General features: G+C 57.6%; 22 protein-coding genes. 11 read left to right on the top strand and 11 right to left on the bottom strand.

The window, feature by feature from the left end:
- The first annotated feature begins 36 nt into the window (after positions 1-36).
- Positions 37-1098, top strand: coding sequence for an AraC family transcriptional regulator (locus K5E40_RS18220; RefSeq protein ID WP_221732031.1), 1062 nt, complete (start codon positions 37-39; stop codon positions 1096-1098).
- Here K5E40_RS18220 and K5E40_RS18215 read toward each other — a convergent pair.
- Positions 1055-2509, bottom strand: coding sequence for a TrkH family potassium uptake protein (locus K5E40_RS18215; protein WP_221732030.1), 1455 nt, complete (start codon positions 2507-2509; stop codon positions 1055-1057). The genes K5E40_RS18220 and K5E40_RS18215 overlap by 44 nt on opposite strands.
- Positions 2510-2630: 121 nt before the next feature.
- Between K5E40_RS18215 and K5E40_RS18210 the strand changes: the two genes are divergently transcribed.
- A complete protein-coding gene (locus K5E40_RS18210) occupies positions 2631-3197 on the top strand; it encodes a nitroreductase family protein (protein WP_221732029.1) in 567 nt (188 codons plus the stop codon).
- 110 nt (positions 3198-3307) lie between these two features.
- On the opposite strand, the gene K5E40_RS18205 is transcribed toward K5E40_RS18210, so the two are convergent.
- From K5E40_RS18205 to K5E40_RS18180, 6 genes are all read right to left on the bottom strand, one after another.
- A complete protein-coding gene (locus K5E40_RS18205; RefSeq protein WP_221732028.1) occupies positions 3308-4648 on the bottom strand; it encodes a cell wall metabolism sensor histidine kinase WalK in 1341 nt (446 codons plus the stop codon).
- Positions 4649-4825: 177 nt separating this feature from the next.
- Positions 4826-5275, bottom strand: coding sequence for a Spy/CpxP family protein refolding chaperone (locus tag K5E40_RS18200; RefSeq protein ID WP_095187815.1), 450 nt, complete (start codon positions 5273-5275; stop codon positions 4826-4828).
- A 125-nt stretch (positions 5276-5400) separates the two neighbouring features.
- Positions 5401-6078: a response regulator transcription factor gene (locus K5E40_RS18195; protein WP_016771129.1), complete on the bottom strand. Its 678-nt coding sequence runs from the start codon at positions 6076-6078 to the stop codon at positions 5401-5403.
- 7 nt (positions 6079-6085) lie between these two features.
- Positions 6086-6496: a translation initiation factor 2 gene (locus K5E40_RS18190; RefSeq protein WP_221732027.1), complete on the bottom strand. Its 411-nt coding sequence runs from the start codon at positions 6494-6496 to the stop codon at positions 6086-6088.
- Between the two features lie 111 nt (positions 6497-6607).
- The gene (locus tag K5E40_RS18185) at positions 6608-6907 is read right to left on the bottom strand and encodes a YciI family protein (RefSeq protein WP_025110562.1); all 300 of its coding nucleotides are present in this window, start codon (positions 6905-6907) and stop codon (positions 6608-6610) included.
- Between the two features lies 1 nt (position 6908).
- A complete protein-coding gene (locus K5E40_RS18180) occupies positions 6909-7505 on the bottom strand; it encodes a septation protein A (RefSeq protein WP_221732026.1) in 597 nt (198 codons plus the stop codon).
- 87 nt (positions 7506-7592) lie between these two features.
- Here K5E40_RS18180 and K5E40_RS18175 point away from each other — a divergent pair, with 87 nt between their 5' ends.
- The 6 genes from K5E40_RS18175 to rluB all read left to right on the top strand — a co-directional run bounded on the left by K5E40_RS18175 (position 7593) and on the right by rluB (position 12635).
- Positions 7593-8456 (top strand): PHP domain-containing protein, encoded by an 864-nt coding sequence (locus K5E40_RS18175; protein ID WP_221732025.1) that lies wholly within the window; start codon positions 7593-7595, stop codon positions 8454-8456.
- Between the two features lie 13 nt (positions 8457-8469).
- Positions 8470-9099 carry an L-threonylcarbamoyladenylate synthase gene (locus tag K5E40_RS18170; protein WP_221732024.1) on the top strand — a complete coding sequence of 210 codons (630 nt, stop codon included), beginning with the start codon at positions 8470-8472 and terminating at the stop codon, positions 9097-9099.
- A 123-nt stretch (positions 9100-9222) separates the two neighbouring features.
- A complete protein-coding gene (locus K5E40_RS18165) occupies positions 9223-9921 on the top strand; it encodes a ScpA family protein (RefSeq protein WP_221732046.1) in 699 nt (232 codons plus the stop codon).
- A gap of 11 nt (positions 9922-9932) precedes the next feature.
- Positions 9933-10922, top strand: coding sequence for an SMC-Scp complex subunit ScpB (scpB, locus tag K5E40_RS18160; protein WP_221732023.1), 990 nt, complete (start codon positions 9933-9935; stop codon positions 10920-10922).
- A gap of 148 nt (positions 10923-11070) precedes the next feature.
- Positions 11071-11262 (top strand): DUF1289 domain-containing protein, encoded by a 192-nt coding sequence (locus K5E40_RS18155; protein WP_007919669.1) that lies wholly within the window; start codon positions 11071-11073, stop codon positions 11260-11262.
- 143 nt (positions 11263-11405) lie between these two features.
- Entirely contained in the window at positions 11406-12635 is a 1230-nt protein-coding gene (rluB, locus tag K5E40_RS18150) for a 23S rRNA pseudouridine(2605) synthase RluB (protein ID WP_221732022.1), read from the top strand.
- A gap of 211 nt (positions 12636-12846) precedes the next feature.
- Here rluB and K5E40_RS18145 read toward each other — a convergent pair whose 3' ends face one another.
- On the bottom strand, positions 12847-13812 hold the full coding sequence (locus tag K5E40_RS18145) for a leucyl aminopeptidase (protein WP_221732021.1): 966 nt from the start codon (positions 13810-13812) through the stop codon (positions 12847-12849).
- Between the two features lie 71 nt (positions 13813-13883).
- Entirely contained in the window at positions 13884-14021 is a 138-nt protein-coding gene (locus K5E40_RS18140) for a hypothetical protein (RefSeq protein ID WP_003222780.1), read from the bottom strand.
- 892 nt (positions 14022-14913) lie between these two features.
- On the opposite strand from K5E40_RS18140, the gene K5E40_RS18135 reads away from it, so the two are divergent.
- Positions 14914-16335, top strand: coding sequence for an amino acid permease (locus K5E40_RS18135; protein ID WP_221732020.1), 1422 nt, complete (start codon positions 14914-14916; stop codon positions 16333-16335).
- Positions 16336-16389: 54 nt separating this feature from the next.
- Here K5E40_RS18135 and glyA read toward each other — a convergent pair whose 3' ends face one another.
- Positions 16390-17739 carry a serine hydroxymethyltransferase gene (glyA, locus tag K5E40_RS18130; RefSeq protein WP_221732019.1) on the bottom strand — a complete coding sequence of 450 codons (1350 nt, stop codon included), beginning with the start codon at positions 17737-17739 and terminating at the stop codon, positions 16390-16392.
- Positions 17740-18272: 533 nt separating this feature from the next.
- Between glyA and K5E40_RS18125 the strand changes: the two genes are divergently transcribed.
- Together K5E40_RS18125 and K5E40_RS18120 are read left to right on the top strand one after the other, a co-directional pair.
- A complete protein-coding gene (locus K5E40_RS18125; protein WP_221732018.1) occupies positions 18273-18887 on the top strand; it encodes a helix-turn-helix transcriptional regulator in 615 nt (204 codons plus the stop codon).
- Positions 18856-19734, top strand: a complete 879-nt coding sequence (locus K5E40_RS18120; protein ID WP_221732017.1) for a queuosine precursor transporter — start codon at positions 18856-18858, stop codon at positions 19732-19734. The genes K5E40_RS18125 and K5E40_RS18120 overlap by 32 nt, the downstream gene beginning before the upstream one ends.
- Positions 19735-19798: 64 nt before the next feature.
- On the opposite strand, the gene queC is transcribed toward K5E40_RS18120, so the two are convergent.
- Positions 19799-20497 (bottom strand): 7-cyano-7-deazaguanine synthase QueC, encoded by a 699-nt coding sequence (queC, locus tag K5E40_RS18115; protein ID WP_221732016.1) that lies wholly within the window; start codon positions 20495-20497, stop codon positions 19799-19801.
- Positions 20498-20599 lie beyond the last annotated feature (102 nt).

Genomic DNA, 20599 nt, shown 5'->3' with positions numbered 1-20599 from the left:
CGTAACAGGCGGCCCATCATGTAAAAGAATAACGCCATGAGCGAACGAACGACTTCTGCAAGCTGGGCGATGGGGATTGTCAAAGCATTGGAGATGGACGGCCTGGATTGCCGGGTTCTGTTCAAGCAATTGGGGCTCGATTACACCGCCCTGGATGATCCGGATGCGCGCTTCCCGCAAGACTCCATGACCCGACTCTGGCAACGGGCTGTCGAGCTGTCCGGTAACCCGGCGATCGGCCTGAACATGGGCAAAGTGGTGCGGCCGGCCTCGTTTCATGTCGCCGGTTATGCGCTGATGTCGAGTAATACCCTGGCCGAAGGTTTTCAGCGATTGGTGCGTTATCAGCGCATCATCGCCGAAAGTGCCGACCTGAGTTTTCGTTTGCTTGAAGAAGGTTATGCGCTGATTCTGACCGTGCACGGCGATCATCTGCCGCCGACCCGGCAAAGCGCCGAAGCTTCGCTGGCCTGTGCGTTGGCCCTGTGTGGCTGGCTGACCGGGCGCACGCTGCACCCGGTCAAAGTGCTGGTGCAGGGCGATCAACCGGCTGATCTGCAGCCCTACAAACAAGCCTTCCATGCGCCGCTGATGTTCAACGCGCCTTACGACGCGTTGATCTTCGAACGTGCCGACATGGAATCGCCGTTGCCCACCGCCAACGAGGCGATGGCGCTGTTGCATGACCGGTTTGCCGGAGAGTACCTGGCGCGGTTTTCCGAAAGTCGCGTGACCCACAAGGCCCGCCAGGTGCTCTGCCGTTTGCTGCCTCAGGGCGAACCCAAGCGCGATACCGTCGCACAGACCTTGCACTTGTCGCAGCGCACTTTGCAGCGTCGGTTGCAGGAGGAGGGCACGAGTTTTCAGCAATTGCTCGACGACACACGCCGCGAACTGGCCGAACAGTATCTGGCGCAACCGAGCATGACCTTGTTGGAAATCGCCTATCTGTTGGGTTTCGCCGATCCGAGCAACTTCTTCCGCGCGTTCCGCCGCTGGTTCGACACCACGCCCGGCGATTATCGGGCGCGGCTGTTGCAGGCGCCGAATGCGGTCAGTGACGCCAAAAGGCCGGAATACACAGCACAAACACCGTAATGATTTCCAGTCGGCCAAGCAGCATGCCGAACGAAAGAATCCACTTGGCCGCATCCGGCAAAGTCGCAAAGTTGCCCGCCGGGCCGATGGTTTCGCCAAGGCCCGGGCCAACGCCGGACACGGTACTGGCCGCGCCGGTCAGCGCCGTCATCCAGTCGACACCGAGCAGCGATAGCATCAGGGCGATCACGCAGATGGTGATGGCGAAGAAGAACGAAAAGGTCAGAATCGAACGCACGATTTCTTCGTCGAGGCGGTGACCGTTGTACTTCTGCTTGATCACTGCGCGCGGGTGAATCAACTGGTTAAGGTTGGCCTTGAGCAGAATGTAGGCGACCTGGAAACGGAAAATCTTGATCCCGCCCGCCGTCGACCCGGAACAACCGCCGACAAAACCCAGATAGAAAAACAGCATCAGCGAGAAGTTGCCCCACAGGCTGTAGTCGCCAAGGGCAAAACCGGTGGTGGTCACCACCGACGTCACGTTCAGCGCCACATGGCGCAATGCGTCGAGCCAGTGCAGGTTGGTGGTCCACCAGTACCAGGTCGCGAGCACCAGCCAGGTCACCAGCAACATGCCGAGCAAACCTTGCACCTGCTGATCCTTGATCAGTGCCCGGCGGTTGCCGCGCAATGTCGCCACATATAGGGTGAACGGCAGACTGCCGAGGATCATGATCACCACCACGACCCAATGAACGGCGGGTTGCGTCCATTTCGCCAAGGATTGATCGGAGGTCGAGAACCCACCTGTCGAGATCGCCGACATGGCATGGTTGATCGCATCGAAAGGGCTCATACCGGCCCACCATAACGCCAGGCTGCCGAGAACGGTGATGCCGACGTAGGCGGCCACGATCAACCGCGCCACCATGTGCGAGCGGGGCATGACCTTTTCCGAGCGGTCCGAGGATTCGGTCTGGAACAGCCGCATGCCACCGATGCGTAGCAGCGGCAGAATCGCTACCGCCATACCAATGAAGCCGATACCGCCGAGCCAGTGCAGCAGCGAGCGCCATATCAGGATGCCGGGAGACATGGTGTCCAGGCCGCTAAGCACGGTCGCGCCGGTGGCGGTGATGCCGGACATGCTTTCGAAAAACGTGTCGGTATAGCTGATGTGCTGCGTCAGCAGAAACGGCAGCGCAGCGAAGATGCACACCACCAGCCAACTGCTGACGGTCAGCAGGTACATGTCCCTCGGACGCAGATGAATGTGTTCCGGCCTGCCGGGAATCACCAGCGCAAGGCCGGCGACGAAGGTGATCATGCTCGCCCAGAGGAACGACGGCAGGTCGCTGGTGCGTTCGAAAATCATCAGGGTGGCCATGGGCACGACCATGGCAACGGCCAGCGTGATCAGGAAGATGCCGATGATGAAACCAATGATCCGTAAGGTCGGCAACGCCATGAAGTCCGCTCGGGCTGTAGTGTGAAGGGCGCCATTCTACCTGCGGGGCAGGGCATGTAAACCGGCATCCCGATGGCAGATGAAGCTAGAATAGCCGCACATTTTTTTCAGGAGGTGGCCGATGCAGGCTCTCGACGCTTTGCTCAACCGTGTTTCCGTTCCACGACTGGTCGAACCGGCCCCGACTGCGCAGCAGCGAGAAGCCCTGTTTGGCGCCGCTCTGCGTGCACCGGATCACGGGCACTTGCAGCCGTATCGCTTTCTGACGGTCGAAGGCGCGGCGCGCGAGCAGATGGGCGAATTGCTGGCCGAGGCTGCGCGAATGCAGGAAGGCGAAGTCACTGACGCGATGATCGACAAGGCGCGCAATGGCCCGCTGCGTGCGCCGCTGGTGGTTGTGGTGATCGCGAAGTTGCAGGCGCACATCAAGTATCCCAAGGCCGAGCAGATGCTGGCGGCGGGGTGCGCGGCTCACGGGATTTTGCTGGCGGCGTACGCGCAAGGGATTGGTGCGGTGTGGCGTACGGGCGATCTGGCGTATTCGAAACACGTCGCCCAAGGCCTGGGTCTGGCTGAGGGGGAGGAGGTGATTGCGTTCCTGTACCTTGGCACACCGCAGAAAGAGCCGCGCGTGGCTGAGAAGGTAGATCTGGCGCAGTTCGTCAGCGCCTGGCCGGGCAATGTCTGACATCCCGAAAGCCAATGTGGGAGAGGGCTTGCTCGCGAAAGCGGTGTGTCATTCAACATCGTTGTTGAATGACCTGACGCCTTCGCGAGCAAGCCCGCCCACCGTTTTGATCAGGGTTGCACCACGGCTCCCGGCACCAACGGCAATTCCAGGCTAGCAATAAACCCGCCCTCAGGATGGTTGGCCAGGGTCAGACTCCCGCCATGGCGCTCCGCTGCACGTTTGGCAATCGCCAACCCTAATCCATGTCCCGCCGCCGTCTGCCCCGGCGCTCGATAAAACGGCTCACCCAATTGAGTTAAATGCTCGGCCTGCACCCCCGGCCCGTGATCACGCACACTCACCACCATCCGCTCGCCCTGACGCGAGGCCTGCATCTCGATCGGCTGACCCACCGGGTTGAACCGTTGCGCGTTGCGCAGCAGGTTATCGACGGCGCGTTCGATCATGGTTGGCCAGCCTTTGAGGTTGAGTTGTGGTTCGGCGTCAAGGCGTACGGTCTGCTCTGGCGAGCTGAGTTGCGCATCCTTGTACAGGGTGCCAAGCAGTGCATTCAGGTCGACGTCTTCAGCGCTGGCGTTGTCGGCATCGACCCGTGCGAGTACCAGGATTTCACTGATCAACGCTTCCAGCCGATCACACTCGCGGGTCAGGCGTGGCCAGAGTTTCTCGCGTTCCTCAGGATTGGCCCGCTCAGCCAGTGCCAGCGCAATGCGCAGCCGTGCCAGCGGTGAGCGCAGTTCGTGGGACACATCGCGCAGCAATTGGCGCTGACTGCCGATCAAGCTTTGCAGGCGCGCGCCCATGCGGTTGAAGTCAGTGGCGAGTACGCCGAACTCGTCACGACGGTTGGCCAGTTTGGCAAGGCTGTTTTGTTGATAGGTGGTCTGCCCCAGATCATGCACCGCGACGCGCAAACGGCTGAGCGGACGGGTGATGGAGAAGGTCACCAACAGGCTGAACAGGGTCAGCACTACCAACGCGATACCCAGCGCGCTCAGGGGCCAGAGCAGGCTTTCGCGGTGCCAGGCATCGAGTTCCGGGTGTGGAATGCGGTAGATGAACAGGTAGGTGTCACCGGTCTTGTCACTGGTGAATTCGTCGGTCAGACGTCGCCATGGCAGGCGCCGGTCATCGTTGTTTTGCCGGGCTTCGAAAGCGGCTGCGCGGCGGGGGAATGTGCCGCGCACCACTGGGTCGCCGGTCTCGTTCAGCACCTGAACGTCGATGTGGTACTGACGTTTGCGCTGTTCGAGGATCTTCTGGGCGGCGTCTTCGCCTTGGGCTTCGTAGCTCTGCGTCCATTCAGCGGCGAGGGTACTGAGCCCGGGATGACGACTGAGGATCCACGCGTCCTGATTGAGCATGTGCCCCAGCAGAATGGAAAGCCCGGCAACCAGTGCGATGGCCAGCCAGAAGCTCGCGAGAATACGCCAGAACAATGAACGCACAGAAAATCCTCAGAACAGACGCAATGCCCATGTGGGAGCGGGCTTGCTCGCGAATACGGTGGATCAGTCACTGAGGATGTCGACTGATACGCCTCTTTGCGAGCAAGCCCGCTCCCACATTTGAATTGAGTGGCAACAGACCCGACGGTGTTGGCCGTCGGATCGTGGGTTACTGCATTATTGCGCCTTTTGCGGCTGTTGCGCTTTCCAGGCCTTGAATTCGGCCCATTCTGCGCGACGTTCGGCCTGTTTCTTCTGGATTTCGTCGAATTTCTTCTGTTGATCCGGTTTCAACACCGCGCGGACGTCGGATTCGGCTTTCTTGTGGTTGGCCGCCATTTCGTCCTTCATGGCTTTCTGGTCAGCCGGCGAGAGTTTTTCCAGGTACTTGTCGACCACTTGCTTACGCTCGTGCATCTGCTCGCCCATGATCTTGCGGATCTGCTCGCGCTGTTCGCGGGACAGGTCGAGTTGGCTGTACGGGCCCTTGCCGTGCATGCCGTGCATCTGACCGCCGTGGCGTGGGCCATCGAGCGGCCCCCCCATCGGGCCACCGTCTTGCGGCATGGCCATGGCGACAGTTGGCAGAGCGGCAGCGAACATCAGAGCGATAAGAGTCTTGCGCATGGTGTATCTCCTTGTCTCGTTCCCGGTACGTTCCGGATGAGTTCAGATTACGGAGATCAAGGTCAGCGGCGGTCAGCGCTACGTAAAGCTTGGGTAAAGTCGCTTTCGCGCTGACCTGACAAAACCTACAGGCTGTAGTAGTAACCGCGGCTACGCAGGGCCACGATCCGCGGGCGGCCGTCGGGGTGCGGGCCGATCTTTTTGCGCAGGTTGCTGACGTGCATGTCGAGGCTGCGGTCGTACAGGGTCAGCTTGCGGCCGAGGGCCAGTTGCGCCAGTTCCTGTTTGTCCAGCGGTTCGCCGGGCTGCTTGAGCAAGGCTTCGAGCAAGCGGCTTTCGGAGACGGTAAGGGTCAGTTCTTTCTCGTCGATGCTGACCACGCCACGCACCGGGCTGAAGCTCAGGTCGCCCAGCTCAAGCTGAGTCGACACGGCGGCCGGGTGACTGCGGCGCAGCACGGCGCGCAAGCGGGCGGTCAGTTCGCGCGGGTCGCAGGGTTTGGCCAGGTAATCGTCGGCGCCCAGTTCCAGGCCGAGGATGCGATCCAGCGGCTCGCCTCTGGCCGAGAGCATCAAGACCGGCAGATCAGCGTGATCGTTGCGCAGTTGTTTGAGCAATTCCAGACCGCTGCCATCGGGCAACATCACGTCCAGCACCACCGCCGCCGGGGCGGTTTCGGCCAAGGCCTTGCGGGCGCTCTGGCCATCGTGGCAGGCACGAACCTGGAAGCCTTCCTGGCTCAGCCAACTGCTCAGGAGCTCGCACAGTTCCTGGTCATCATCAATAAGTAACAGCTCGCTCATGACTCACTCAATTTAGCCATTGCCGACGTTTTCGGCTTGCACCACTGGCAAAGATACCGCAGAGCAGGGCCAATAGCGCTACCCCCCCTCCCGTAATGAACCACTGCTGCTGCTCGGTCAGCATGCGCGGCAGTGGGCTGGCCTGGGCTTCCCTGAGTTGCAGCTTGAGGCGCTGATTCTCCTGGCGCAACCGGGCGAGCTGAGCGCTTTCACGTTCGTTGTCGGCATTTTGCAGTTGTTTGCTCAGTATTTCTCGCTGTTGCTCGCTGGCCTTGAGGCGCTGTTGCAACTCGGTGATCTGGCTGCCAGCACTTAACGATAATGGCGTGGAGCTGCCGCCTTCGGTGGTTTCCTCACCATGGGCGGGCGCCATGATCGACAACGTGACCCACATCAGACACAACGGACCCTTGCGCATCGCGACACCTGTTTCCAAATGGATATTGGGCAGGTTGTCGGCAGACGAACGAGAATAATGAGCGATTGAGAACGCGATGAACCGACAAGGTTCATCGCGTGGGGGGAAGAACTACGGGAGGACTTGCTTGAACGGCTTGACGATCACACTGGCGTAGACGCCGGCGGCGATATACGGATCGGCATCAGCCCAGGCTTGGGCGGCGCTCAGGGAGTCGAATTCGGCGACGATCAGGCTACCGGTGAAACCCGCTGCGCCCGGATCATTGCTGTCGACTGCCGGGTGCGGGCCGGCCAATACGATACGGCCTTCGCCCTTGAGCACTTGCAGGCGCTCCAGGTGCGCAGGGCGCGCGGCCAGGCGAGCTTCAAGAGAGTTGGCGACGTCGGTGGCAATGATTGCGTAGAGCATGTCAGTCCTCGGTTTTTGGTGTTGTGGTATCGGTGTCGTGCATATGACGGGACAGGTAAATAACTTGTGCGAGCAGGAACACCAAGGTCATGCCCAGGCTGCCGAACACCTTGAAGTCCACCCAGATGCTCTGGAAGGTAAAGGCGACGAACAGGTTGGCGGCCCCGCAGAACAGGAAAAAGACGATCCATGCGATGTTCAGGCGGGTCCAGATCGGTTCCGGCAGGGTCAGCGCGTGGCCCATGATGCGTTTGATCAGCAGGCTATCACCGATGAAGTGGCTGCCGATGAAGGCGATAGCGAACAGCCAGTTGACCACCGGAGCTTTCCATTTGAGGACGGTTTCGCTGTGGAAGGCCAGGGTCAGGCTGCCGAACACGAGGCAGGCGATCAGGGTCAGCCATTGGCTCTTTTCCAGCTTGCGCTGTTTGATGAAAAGCACGCCGTATACCACCAGAGAGCTGACGATCAGCATCGCGGTGGCGCTGTAAATGCCGCCTACAGTGACTTCATGACCAGCGATGTCGACGACCCGCGGATCGAGTTTGTAAACGATGAAGAACAGCAGAAGCGGGATGAAATCGATGAATTGTTTCACAGTGAGAGCCAGAAGCTGGATGTGGCGGCATAATAACAAACATATGGGCGCGCGATAGCGCCAGCTGATTTGAGGTTACAACTCCCCGTGAATGTTGATTTGCACTGCCATAGCACGGCCTCCGATGGCGCATTGGCGCCAGCGGTTCTGGTTGCGCGTGCATTCGAAAACGGCGTGCGAGTCCTGGCGTTGACCGATCACGACACCCTCGAAGGCCTCGCCGAAGCACGCGCGGCCGCCAACGAGTTGGGGATGCAACTGGTCAACGGCGTCGAACTCTCCTGCACTTGGGGCGGTGCGACCATCCATGTGTTGGGCTACGGTTTCGACGTCAACGCCGCTCCACTGGTCGAGGCCATCGCCAGATTGCACGATGGCCGCTGGCTGCGGTCGGAAGAAATAAGCCGCAAGCTTGCTCTCAAGGGGATGCCTGGCGCCCTCGATGGCGCCCGACAGATCCAACAGGAACTCGGCGACAGCGGCAACGCACCGGCCCGTCCGCATTTTGCTGACTGGATGGTGCGTGAAGGTTTCGTAAAGGATCGCGCCGAGGCATTTCGCAAGTGGCTCGGCGCCGGCAAGCTGGGTGACGTCAAGCAACACTGGCCAACGCTGGAAGACACCGTCGGCACCCTGCGTGCTGCCGGAGCCTGGGTCAGCCTGGCGCATCCATGGCACTACGATTTCACCCGTAGCAAGCGCCGAAAGCTGATTGCCGACTATATTCAAGCGGGCGGGCATGCGATTGAGGTGGTCAATGGCCATCAGCCTGCGGAACAGGTAGGCAGCCTGGCTATCCTTGCCCGTGAGTTCGGTCTGCTGGTCAGCGCTGGCAGTGACTTCCATGGCCCTGGTGGCTGGTCCGAGATCGGCCAGTACCGGCCGGTTCCCGAGGACCTTCCACCCCTGTGGTGTCGGTTCAAACATGACACAGTTATTGCCGCCGTCTGAACAGGTAGAGAATGTGAGTCAATTTTTCCAGATACATCCGGAAAACCCGCAAGCGCGCCTGATCAAACAGGCGGTCGAGATCATCCGCAAAGGCGGGGTGGTGATTTATCCCACGGACTCTTCCTACGCGATCGGTTGCCGAATTGGCGACAAAACCGCCATTGAGCGCGTTCGACGCCTGCGCCAGCTTGACGAAAAGCACAACTTCGCACTGATCTGCAGCGATCTGTCGCAACTGGGCAACTATGCCAAGATCGACACTGGCATTTTCCGTATTCTCAAGGCGCACTTGCCGGGCCCCTACACCTTCATTCTCAACGCCACCCGTGAGGTGCCCCGGCTGCTGCTGCATCCGAAGAAACGCACCATCGGCCTGCGCGTACCGAGCCAACCGATTGCGCTGGCGCTGCTGGCCGAACTGGGCGAGCCGTTGATGAGCGTGACCCTGATCATGCCTGGCGATGAAGATCCGCTCAGCGATCCGTACGAAATGCGTCAGTTACTGGAACATCAAGTGGACCTGATCATCGACGGCGGTTTCGGCGGCATCAAGGCCTCCACCGTGATCGACCTGACCGGCGACGATCCGGAAGTGATCCGCGTCGGTTGCGGCGATCCCGCGCCGTTCATGGTCGAGGCCTGAATGTCTGCAGTGCAAACCGTTGTCGATCCCCAGGCCGGCGCCCAGCAGGAACTGCCGTTTGCCATGGTCTATGGCCAAGCGGTCATGGAAATGCCGCTGGACCTTTACATCCCGCCAGATGCGCTGGAAGTGTTCCTTGAAGCCTTTGAAGGCCCCCTCGACCTGCTGCTGTATCTGATCCGCAAACAGAACATCAACATCCTCGACATCCCGGTGGCGGAAATCACCCGTCAGTACATGGGCTATGTCGAGTTGATGCAGTCGGTGCGCCTGGAACTGGCCGCCGAGTATCTGGTGATGGCCGCGATGCTCGCCGAGATCAAGTCGCGCATGCTCCTGCCACGGGCCGAGACCGTCGAAGACGAAGAAGACGACCCGCGTGCCGAACTGATCCGCCGCTTGCAGGAGTACGAGCGCTTCAAGGCTGCCGCCGAAGGCATCGACGGCTTGAGCCGGGTTGGTCGCGATGTCGTGGTGCCCAAGCTCGACGCCCCGCAGGCTCGGGCGCGCAAGCTGTTGCCCGATGTGGCACTCGAAGAAATCCTCATGTGCATGGCCGAAGTCTTGCGCCGTGGCGACATGTTTGAAAGCCATCAGGTCAGCCGCGAGGCCCTGTCGACCCGCGAGCGCATGAGCGATGTGCTGGAACGGCTCAAGGGCGGCGGCTTCGTGCCGTTCGTCGAGCTGTTTACCGCTGAAGAAGGTCGCCTCGGTGTGGTGGTGACCTTTATGGCGATCCTTGAACTGGTCAAGGAATCCTTGGTCGAGCTGGTGCAGAATGAGCCGTTCGCCGCGATCCACGTGCGAGCCCGAGCCGAATAACGAGTCCAAACATGAACCTGACTGAACCCCGCGAGCTGGCGCCCCTGCTTGAAGCCTTTCTGTTGGCCTCGGGAAAGCCGCAATCGCTTGAACGTCTCTACGAACTGTTCGAAGAGGGCGAACGTCCCGAACCGCCGGTCTTCAAGAAAGCCCTGGCGTTGCTCGCCAAGTCCTGTGATGGCCGAGCGTTCGAGCTCAAAGAGGTCTCCTCAGGCTATCGCTTGCAGATTCGCGAGAAGTTTTCGCCATGGGTTGGCCGTCTGTGGGAGGAGCGCCCGCAGCGTTATTCCCGTGCCTTGCTGGAGACCATCGCGCTGATCGCCTATCGCCAGCCCATCACCCGGGGCGAGATCGAGGATGTGCGCGGTGTGGCGGTCAACAGCAACATCGTCAAAACCCTGATCGAACGCGAGTGGATCCGCATCGTCGGTTACCGCGACGTGCCGGGGAAACCGGCGATGTTTGCGACAACCAAGGCGTTTCTCGATCACTTCAACCTGAAGAACCTCGAAGACTTGCCGCCGCTGGCCGAACTGCGCGAGATGGAGGCCGACCCGGTGCTCGATTTCGACGATGCACCGGTGCCGCAAAGTTTGCAGGAGCTGGCCGACGCCAGTGCCGAGCCCGAAGAGGAGAAGGAGGAAACCAGTTTCCATACCTTGCTGCTGGAGTTGGACGGTATGGAGGAGGGGATCAAGACCGATTTTGATGATTTGTTGCGTGATGGCGCCGATTTCGAAGCGCCGCCGGTTGAGCCTGAGACGCAAATCACCGAGCCGGTTATCGAGGTTGAACTTGAATCCGAGCTTGAAGCCGAACCTGAAGAGGACGTGCTCGGCGTCGCCGAGGCCCGGGAAAAACTCCTCGCCGCTGTTGCCGCACTCGAGCAATCAGTGCCAGAACTCGAGCCCGAGCCCGAGCCCGAGTTGAGCGAAGAAGAAGCCGAAGCCCGCGCGCTGGCTGAAGCGATCGAAGCCGAACGCCGTGAGTTTGAGGACTGAACATGTCTCATGAGCAGCATCACTCCCCCTGTGGGAGCGAGCCTGCTCGCGAAAGCATTCTGACATTCAACATTGATGCTGGCTGACCCTCCGCCTTCGCGAGCAGGCTCGCTCCCACAAGGGATATTTGTGTGTTTCCGGAGTAGGTATGAGTTCAACCAAAGACCCCTGTATCAGCCTCTGCAAATTCACCGACGACATTTGCCTCGGCTGCGGCCGCAGCAAGCGCGAAATCAAGGCCTGGAAGAAACTCGACAAGGATGACAAGCGCACGGTGCTGGCCGAAGCCGCGCTGCGCCTGATCAAGCTCGGCGGCGCCGGTCGGCGGAAAAAGAAATAACTGTGCATCGATCAGCTAGTCTCTGATGCGCGATGGCCCACATCCGCGTATGATTCGCGACCCTTCGTCGATCCCTTCGACCAAGTACCCAGATTTCAATGCTTCAGGCGCCGCCTGAACAGACCACACCGGGAGGTGCCCAGATGAGTGACATCAATCAGAAAGACGACCAGGAAATCGGCCCAGCAGGCGAAAAACTGCAGAAAGTCCTCGCCCGTATCGGCGTCGGCTCGCGCCGTGACGTGGAAGCCTGGATCAGCCAAGGCCGGATCAAGGTCAATGGCAAAGACGCCACCCTCGGCCTGCGCGTCGACCTGCACGACGCCATCACCATTGATGGCAAGGTGATCAAGCGTGAAGAGGCTGCCGAATCGGTACGCCGCGTGATCATGTACAACAAACCCGATGGCGAAATCTGCACCCGTGACGACCCGGAAGGCCGTCCGACCGTGTTCGACAAGCTGCCGCGTCCGAAAGAAGGCCGCTGGATCAACATCGGTCGCCTCGACATCAACACCACCGGTCTCCTGATGTTCACCACTGACGGTGAGCTGGCCAACCGCCTGATGCACCCGTCCTACGAGATGGACCGTGAGTACGCCGTGCGTGTACGCGGTGAAGTCGATGACGAAATGATCGAGCGCCTGAAGGCCGGCGTGGTGCTGGAAGACGGTCCTGCCAAGTTCACCGACATCAAGCAGGCACCGGGCGGCGAAGGTTTCAACCACTGGTATCACTGCGTGGTCATGGAAGGTCGTAACCGTGAGGTCCGTCGTCTGTGGGAATCGCAAGGTCTGGTGGTCAGCCGTCTGAAGCGTGTGCGTTTCGGCCCGGTGTTCCTCAACTCCGACCTGCCGATGGGCCGCTGGCGCGAAATGAGCCAGTACGAAGTCGACATTCTGAGTGCTGAAGTGGGTCTGACGCCGGTGGCAATGCCGCAACTCAATGCCAAGAGCAAAGACAAGCTGGAACGCATGCAGCGCAAATCGTCGCGGCCGATGGCCAAGACCGAGCGCGTGCGTACCCTGCGTCCAGCCGCTGGCGCGCCGACCGGCCCACGTCCATCCCGCGAGCCACAGATCGAAGGCGAGCGTCCGGGTCGCAAACCAGTCGCCCGTGACGGCGAGCGCGCTCCGCGTCCGGCTAGCGGTCGCACCGAGCGTGGTGAGCGTGGTGAGCGTGGCGCACCGGCCGGTCGCGGTACACCGGTAGCGGATCGTCCGGCGGACACCACCAATAAGCGTCCGGCCAAGCCTGCGCCGAAGCGCCCGGGGATCAAACTGGTCGACGGTGACAAGCCGTCGGGCAAGCGTCGCGGCGCACCGGCCGGCTCTGGCCAGCGTCCGGGCTTCGGGCGCAAGAAGCCTGAGTGATCGGGTTTAGCGCCTGAATGAAAAACGCCAACCGCAGGGTTGGCGTTTTTTTTCGTCTGGCGAAAGTGTTGTGGTGCCTGCCCCGGCCTCTTCGCGAGCAAGCCCGCTCCTACAGGTTTCAGCGGTGCACACAATGTCTGTGAACGACACAAAACCCTGTGGGAGCGGGCTTGCCCGCGAAGAGGCCGCTAGCAGCGCCATCAATTTCAGGCTAAAACACAAACCGTCCATCAAACACTGGCTTGTCATCCAGCGCCAACACGCCACCGGAGAAGATCAGGTCGAGGTGATGACTGCCCTTGGCTCCACCCCCAAGCCCAAGGTGCAATCCACAATGCCGCTCTTCAAACCCGGCATTGCGCGCATACAGTGTTTTCACGCCTTCGTTGGTGCCAATCCCCAACTCCTCAATGCGCCGGTTCGACGGGTTCGCGTCCAGGTATTTGTTGAAATCATGCTCCAGCCCCGGCACATCGGTGGCGATGCGGCGGATGGTCGAGTTCTCGATCCACAGTTCCAGCGGTGATTCCAACACCCCGTACTTGCGCGCAAACGGAATGGTGCTGAGGAAGGTGCCCTTGAACTTCACATGGCCGTTGATTTCTTCGCTGTGCGTGGCGATTTCACCGGGGGCTAGGTCGAAGTTGCCGACGCCGTTGATGTCGGTCCATTTCTTGATGCTGCTTAGCGGTGTTTCAAATCGTGAGCCGTGTTCATCGGTAAAGCTCAGCGTCGTGGCTTGCGACATGCGCTGGATCAAGTGGCTGTTCAGGCCCGCAATGCGCTGCGGCGTGACACTGAACGTGTCGTAGAAATAATCGCCGTAATCCTTGAACAGCAGCGACTTCTTCCAGTTTTGCGCCATCACCGCTTGCAGGGCGCGAACAAACTCCGGGCCGTCGGGGCGCGGGTTGGGCAGCGTGGAAGAGTCATAGAAGAAAATGTACAGATCGCTGTCGGTAATCGCCGAACTCAGCGCTGCGCTACTTTCCAGATCCAGACGTCGGGCGCTGAACCTGAAGCGTGAATGTTCGCCGGCCTGTTCGGCGATGGCGCCGGTGAGGGCTTCGTAATCGGCAGTGTGGCCAAGCAGAACCCGCGCCGAGTCGAGGCCGGCGAGGGCAGGGTGGTGTTCGAGGTAGTAAAGGAAATGCGAGATCGCGCGTGGCTTATCCATGAGTCCTCCCTGACTGACAGTGAAAAAAGCGGCAAGCACGACCGGCCGGATCGTGCCTGCCCAAGGATGTGTTACAGAGGCCACATCGCGGTGCCGAACGGCACGACCGCGTCGGCTTGCATCATTTCCACGGCCGCTTCGTGGGTGGGTGCTTCAAACCATTCGTCCAGTTGCAGTTCGGTATCCAAGTCTTTTTCCAATGCTTGCATGGTCGATCTCCTAAATGACTTTCATGGTTGTGACTGGCCGGTCGAGTTGGCCGGCGAGACGTGAAGAACCTAGTTCATGGTTTTTTGTAATGCAAAAAATTATTTACCTAATTTTTAAATGAACTTTTTATTCTGTTTTGGAGTGGGTTTTTTCTTATTTAAAAACAAAAAACTAAATAGTTTTTTCGATAGTGAGCTAGCTACCGTCAATTTGCAGGCGACCTACGGAATTTTCTAAAGTGGAAATTTCACGTTACGCATCGTAAGGAAATATTTACGAAAAGGACGGCCAAACCCATTGAAAGACCGCACGCGTCGATGGTGTAAGGAAAAGCTGCCGAAAGCCGCCCGGCCAAGAGTTGTGTAAGGCTCTGGCCCGCTTGTTTCAGGGGCGTTTGAAGGGTGAGATGCGCTCCATGCCTGTCGTGCAGGCGAATAACAAGAAGGAGGCGCAATGAACGCCGAGACTGATCTCCACCTCTCACCGTGGGACGGTTTTCTACTCGTCCCCGTCGATGGCCTGCAACGGCCTGACTCATTTTTTGCAGCCGCCCTTGCGACTCGAGGCGGACACGTGCAATCCCGGCAACCGACACGCTGATCCAGCGGAGTCTGGCAGCAGGGGGTTAGCGGTGTACAATGCGCCGCGTTTTAACTGTGACCCTCTGCGTAATCGCGAAAATCTCAAGGCTATCCGCCTTGCTCACTCCGCCGCGTCACAAGCGTGTCGGGTTCGATTTCGTCACAGATAAAAACAAACAGGTGACGCATGACCGTTGTAAAAAAGCTGAACTCCTGGTGCCTGCGCTGGGGTTTGATCGGGGCTGCTTGAAATCGCAACCTTGCAGCAACGTCTACTGAACATCATCAAACCTTGCGTGAGACCTTTTTCATGAGTGGACAACCCTCACAATCAGGCGAGCTGAAACGCGGCCTGAAAAATCGCCACATTCAACTGATCGCCCTCGGTGGCGCGATCGGTACCGGATTGTTCCTTGGCTCGGCCGGGGTGCTGAAATCCGCCGGCCCGTCGATGATCCTCGGCTACGCCATCTGCGGCTTTATCGCCTTCATGATCATGCGCCAGCTTGGCGAGATGATTGTCGAAGAGCCGGTGGCCGGTTCCTTCAGCCATTTCGCGCATAAATACTGGGGCGGTTTCGCCGGTTTCCTGTCGGGCTGGAACTGCTGGATTCTGTACATTCTAGTGGGCATGTCGGAGCTGACGGCGGTCGGCAAGTACATCCACTACTGGGCGCCCGACATCCCGACGTGGGTTTCTGCTGCTGCTTTCTTTGTGCTGATCAACGCCATCAACCTGGCCAACGTCAAAGTATTCGGTGAAGCCGAATTCTGGTTCGCGATCATCAAAGTCGTGGCGATCGTCGGCATGATTGCGCTGGGCAGCTACCTGCTGGTCAGCGGTAATGGCGGCCCGCAAGCCTCGGTCAGCAACCTGTGGTCCCACGGTGGTTTCTTTCCGAACGGTGTCAGTGGTCTGGTGATGGCCATGGCCATCATCATGTTCTCGTTTGGCGGTCTGGAAATGCTCGGTTTCACCGCAGCCGAGGCCGACAAACCGAAAACCGTGATCCCGAAAGCAATCAACCAGGTGATCTACCGGATCCTGATTTTCTACATCGGCGCTCTGGTGATCCTGCTGTCGCTGACCCCGTGGGACAGCCTGCTGGAAACCCTCAACGCAAACGGCGATTCCTACAGTGGTAGCCCGTTCGTACAAGTGTTCTCGATGCTCGGCAGCAACACCGCCGCCCACATCCTCAACTTTGTCGTGCTGACCGCTGCGCTGTCGGTTTACAACAGTGGTACCTACTGCAACAGCCGCATGCTCCTGGGCATGGCCGAGCAGGGCGATGCGCCGAAAGCTCTGGCGAAGATCGACAAGCGCGGCGTGCCAGTGCGTTCGATCCTGGCCTCGGCGGCGGTGACGCTGGTGGCGGTGTTGCTCAACTACCTGATCCCGCAGCATGCGCTGGAACTGCTGATGTCGCTCGTTGTGGCGACGCTGGTGATCAACTGGGCAATGATCAGCTTCTCGCACTTCAAGTTCCGTCAGCATATGAACAAGACGAAGCAGACGCCGCTGTTCAAGGCACTGTGGTATCCGTACGGCAACTACGTCTGCCTGGCGTTTGTGTTGTTCATCCTCGGCGTCATGCTGCTGATCCCGGGCATTCAGATCTCGGTGTACGCGATTCCGGTGTGGGTCGTGTTCATGTGGGTCTGCTATGTGATCAAGAACAAGCGCGGTGCGCAGCAGGCGCTGCCCGCGTCGGGTTCTGTCGCAAAGTAAGCGAAACGTAAAAACAACAAACCCGGCCAAGCGCCGGGTTTTTTGTGTTCGCTGCTATACGTAATCGGCGATGGGATACGCCGTACACAATGCCTCGGCCCGTAAACGGAATTGCTCCCTCAGCGCGGGTTCCAGCGTGTATTCGCGCTCGCCGAGTGGCGTCACCTTGCCCAGAATCTGGCAGATCAAACCGACGATTTCACGGCATCCCTGGCGGTCGATGTGACGTTGCGCCAGAGAGCCGGTGCCGATTCGCAAACCACTGGTAATGAGTGCCGGTCGAGTCTCGCCGGGTACGCGGTGTTTGTTCACGATGATCCCGCAGTGCTCTAGCGCTTTCTGCGCAATGGCGCCGGTGACGCCGTTACGCAAGCGAATCAGTACCGTGTGGTTTTCACTGGCGCCGCCCACGACTTCGTAATCATGGGTTTGAAACGCACTGGCAATTTCATCTGCCGATCTGCGAATCCGCGCCATGTAAGCGTCGAACTCTGCAGACATCGCATAGCCCAGCGCGCAAGCCTTGGCTGCGATCATGTTGACGGCTGGCGCACCTTGCATTTGTGGGAAAACGGCTTGATCGAGGGCGTGACGGAAGGTCACCCGCAGGCCGGGAACCTTGGTGTTGGCATCTCGGCCCGAGAGGATCAGGCCGCCGCGTGGCCCCATGAGTTGTTTGTGCGTGCAGGTCGTGGTGATGTGGGCTGCGTTGATCGGACTCGGGTGGCGCCCCGTGGCAACCAGTCCGGCGATATGCGAAATGTCAGCGAGCAGGATCGCCCCGGCTTCATCGGCAATCTCGCGCAAACGCTCAAAATCCACAGCCCGCGAGTAGGCCGTTGCGCCGCACATGATGATGCGCGGGCGGTGAGCAAGCGCCAGACTGCGTACTTTGTCGTAATCGATGACACCGTCTGCTGTCGTACCGTACTGGATCGCCTTGTAGTAAGCGCCCGAGAACGCTTTGGCGCTGCCATGGGTGAGATCACCGCCGTGTTCGACGGCCATTCCCAGCAGGGTATCGCCCGGTTCAAGCAAGGCAGTGAGCACTTGGTAAGTGGCGGTCGATGCCGAGTGTGATTGCACGTTGGCGTATTCGGCGCCGAACAGTTCCTGTGCTCTGCGGGTGGCGAGTGATTCGATCAGGTCGGCGTTTTCGCATCCTGCGTCATGGCGCTTGCCGGGCATACCCTCAGCCGTGACGTTGACCAGCGTTGAAGCAGATGCCGCCAGGGTGCGAGGCGTGACGGCGCAGGAGGAGGAGGCCAGCGACAGCGTTCGGTGTTGACGCGCGACTTCGGCGTCGAGGATTTCAGCGAGTTCGGCATCTTCCGCTCGAAGATCCGCCAAACCTCTTCGCAGTAAGTCGGATTGGTTCAAAAGCGGTTCAGTATTGACTGCCATTACTTGTATTCCTTCCTTGGTTTTGCCTGTGTGCATACGTCCATGCGTTGCCGAACCCGATACAGGTAGATTCCGTGTTCTGGCGCCAGTACGCGCAAAACCAATCCCTGTATAGACAACCCGCTTTCCTTCATCGCCACTCACTGGTGGAGGAGGGGGGGGCTCGACGCATCATAGGTATTTCACTGAGGAACGCCAGAGGAATTAATCAAAAAAGTGAACATTGTTCAAATAAAATGATTCTTTTTGCGCGAGCATTGGGTGTAAAACAGCAGGTCGGGAGCCGTGGCTTTACGAGTATCGCGGGTGAGGGGGAGAGCTAACGAATCAGTACAGATTGCGAATTGATCGTGCAACGGTGCACCATGCGTTGTTCGTCAAATGACTTTTGTACCAAAACCAAGGATGGAGAATGCTATGATCTCTCGCGGTTCTTATACCCGTTCAACTGTATTAATAGTTTGCCTGTGTAGCCACTGAATAATTATTCTTGGTGTGTTGTTAGTTGCCTGTATAAAAAAGGTCAGCATTTTATGCACAGAAGAGAAAGATCGGAGAATCTGAAAAACAATATCAAGTATTTGATAAAGAGTCGTGGTGAGACACAACTGTCGCTGTGCAATTCCAGTGGTTTGACCAGAACGACTATCTATAACATTCTCGAAGGCAAGGTGGTCAATGTACAGCAGTCCACTGTCCGTAAGATTTCTGATTTTTTCGGTGTTTCTTATGGTGAAATAGAAACGATTGATTTTGAAGAAAAAGAGATAATAGAAAGCAGTGTCTCTCCGCAAGGAAACATGAATCCGGCAGCGGTGCCGGTCATAAAAGAAAGTCTGGTGCTCGAGAGTCTGGATAAAAGAATTGGCGAATTGGCCACCCTTTATCCGTTGACTTATTATTTTGGCACATCCTTCAATTTGATCGGTGTACTTCTGGAAAACGAGATCAGTGGTATGAATGAACCTGGCGATTTGTTGATCGTGCAGAAGGGGGCGTCGAGCAGCGACAGGGAAAAGCTGGTGTATGATAAAAACACGAAAAAGTTATATATAACCAATGAGGTTGATTTTGATTTGGTTTGTGTTGTTGGAGACATAATCGAGGAACGATTTAATGGATTGCAGTATTGGAAGGGAAAACAGTAAGTATAAGTTGTTGGGGTTTGAAAATGGGAAAAATCTGGCTGTTATTATGGTTATTGCTACAGGCAAAGTAATTAAAATAAAGTTAAGTGAAGTGTTGAGTAGTGAGATTATGGACAATCTAAATAAAATAGAAATGAAAAGCCTCTACAAAAAGTTCTATTCCCAGGGCGGTGCGCTCACTGCCTACGAGATAAATGATCGGCATGAGAGTTCATGGATGATCTATATCATTATGAACCTGATGCTGTTCACCCTTTATATCTTCACCAGTATTGCTGCAACAAAGCCGATTTATCTGGAATATTTTGATATTGTCGTAACGCCGGGCACCTTTCTTTATCCGCTAACGTTTCTGATCGTTGACTTGCTGAATGAGACGTTCGGCCTCAGGCTTGCGCGAAAGGCAATTCTCTTTGCTTTCATCAGCAATGCGGCCATTATCATTTTGCTGGCGATTACGACCCATCTTCCAGGGCTACCGGGTTGGAAGCTTGATGGCGCTTACAATGATGTGATCAGTCAGTTGTCGGCAGTCCTGGTAGCGTCGTCTGTATCGTTTCTGGTTTCCGAGAATATAAATTCCTATCTGCTGTGCAAAATAAAAGAGCTCACAAATTCCAGGTTTCTGTTCTTGCGAGTGTTTTTAAGTACGCTGTTTGCGGTGATCATCGACAGTTTTCTTTTCTGCTTCATTGCCTTTTACGGCGCGATGGAGAATAGCGCGATACTGGGCATGATCTATGTTCAGATCGCGATAAAGGTCGGATTCGCTTTCTTTAATGTCTTGCCTGCATACGGCGCAAGGGCATTGTTCAAGAAATATTTAACGGGGGCTCAGGCGCAGTAAGATAGTGGTAGCGCTCACGGGGATGTCGTCACCGCCGTCCTTGGTGAGCGCTTGTTACTGTGGTTTACTTTAAATTCAGTTTTGCTTTCAGGCTGTGCGCCACCTGCGCTTTGTTATTCAGGAATTCATTCAGCCCTTTCGCGCGAAGATTACAGGCATCGCAATCAGAGCATCCACTGCCTTTGATGCCGTTGTAACAAGTCAGTGTTTCTTCGCGAACCAGATCCAATTGATTGTGGTAATCAGCCAAGGCCCAGGTTTCTGCCTTGTTCAGCCACATCAGTGGCGTTTCCAGTTGCAGTTTATAATCCATGCCTAGTTCAAGGGCTTTATTCAGGGCCTTGACGAATTCATCCCGACAGTCAGGGTAGCCAGAGAAGTCTGTCTCACAAACACCCGTAATGACCGTCTTGGCTTGTACCTGATAGGCGTAGATAGACGCCAGGGTCAAAAACAGGATGTTTCGTCCTGGCACGAAAGTGCTTGGCAGACTTTCTCCAGAACTATTTACCGTCGGTACCGGAATGTTGTCGCGTGTCAGGCTGCTGATGGCCAATTCATTGAGCAAGGATACATCCAGCGTTTTATGCACAGTCACGCCGAGCTTTTTCGAAAGGTGCTGAGCAACTTCAATTTCCGCGTGATGACGCTGACCATAGTCAAACGTGATGCAGTGGATTTCATCGTAGTGAGTCAGGGCGTGGATCAAACAGGTGGTTGAATCCTGTCCGCCGCTGAAGACGATAACTGCTTTGTTGGTCATGCTTATGCTTCCTGCATTGATTTGGTAAGTGAAAAGGTTGGAATGGTAACTCGAAATGACTCTCGATATAAGCGCAAGCCCGATGTTGGCCATCAAAGTGCA

This window comes from Pseudomonas baetica (genome assembly GCF_019733355.1).
Taxonomy (GTDB): Bacteria; Pseudomonadota; Gammaproteobacteria; order Pseudomonadales; family Pseudomonadaceae; genus Aquipseudomonas; species Aquipseudomonas baetica_A.
This window is presented reverse-complemented; position numbering and strand designations above follow the sequence as displayed.

What these genes read in the sequence shown, in the direction of transcription:
- K5E40_RS18220 (WP_221732031.1), top strand. Translation starts at nt 37, where the DNA reads ATGAGCGAACGAACGACTTCTGCAAGCTGGGCGATGGGGATTGTCAAA.
- K5E40_RS18215 (WP_221732030.1), bottom strand. Translation starts at nt 2,509, where the DNA reads ATGGCGTTGCCGACCTTACGGATCATTGGTTTCATCATCGGCATCTTC.
- K5E40_RS18210 (WP_221732029.1), top strand. Translation starts at nt 2,631, where the DNA reads ATGCAGGCTCTCGACGCTTTGCTCAACCGTGTTTCCGTTCCACGACTG.
- K5E40_RS18200 (WP_095187815.1), bottom strand. Translation starts at nt 5,275, where the DNA reads ATGCGCAAGACTCTTATCGCTCTGATGTTCGCTGCCGCTCTGCCAACT.
- K5E40_RS18195 (WP_016771129.1), bottom strand. Translation starts at nt 6,078, where the DNA reads ATGAGCGAGCTGTTACTTATTGATGATGACCAGGAACTGTGCGAGCTC.
- K5E40_RS18190 (WP_221732027.1), bottom strand. Translation starts at nt 6,496, where the DNA reads ATGCGCAAGGGTCCGTTGTGTCTGATGTGGGTCACGTTGTCGATCATG.
- K5E40_RS18185 (WP_025110562.1), bottom strand. Translation starts at nt 6,907, where the DNA reads ATGCTCTACGCAATCATTGCCACCGACGTCGCCAACTCTCTTGAAGCT.
- scpB (WP_221732023.1), top strand. Translation starts at nt 9,933, where the DNA reads ATGAACCTGACTGAACCCCGCGAGCTGGCGCCCCTGCTTGAAGCCTTT.
- K5E40_RS18155 (WP_007919669.1), top strand. Translation starts at nt 11,071, where the DNA reads ATGAGTTCAACCAAAGACCCCTGTATCAGCCTCTGCAAATTCACCGAC.
- rluB (WP_221732022.1), top strand. Translation starts at nt 11,406, where the DNA reads ATGAGTGACATCAATCAGAAAGACGACCAGGAAATCGGCCCAGCAGGC.
- K5E40_RS18145 (WP_221732021.1), bottom strand. Translation starts at nt 13,812, where the DNA reads ATGGATAAGCCACGCGCGATCTCGCATTTCCTTTACTACCTCGAACAC.
- K5E40_RS18140 (WP_003222780.1), bottom strand. Translation starts at nt 14,021, where the DNA reads ATGCAAGCATTGGAAAAAGACTTGGATACCGAACTGCAACTGGACGAA.
- K5E40_RS18135 (WP_221732020.1), top strand. Translation starts at nt 14,914, where the DNA reads ATGAGTGGACAACCCTCACAATCAGGCGAGCTGAAACGCGGCCTGAAA.
- glyA (WP_221732019.1), bottom strand. Translation starts at nt 17,739, where the DNA reads ATGGCAGTCAATACTGAACCGCTTTTGAACCAATCCGACTTACTGCGA.
- K5E40_RS18125 (WP_221732018.1), top strand. Translation starts at nt 18,273, where the DNA reads ATGCACAGAAGAGAAAGATCGGAGAATCTGAAAAACAATATCAAGTAT.
- K5E40_RS18120 (WP_221732017.1), top strand. Translation starts at nt 18,856, where the DNA reads ATGGATTGCAGTATTGGAAGGGAAAACAGTAAGTATAAGTTGTTGGGG.
- queC (WP_221732016.1), bottom strand. Translation starts at nt 20,497, where the DNA reads ATGACCAACAAAGCAGTTATCGTCTTCAGCGGCGGACAGGATTCAACC.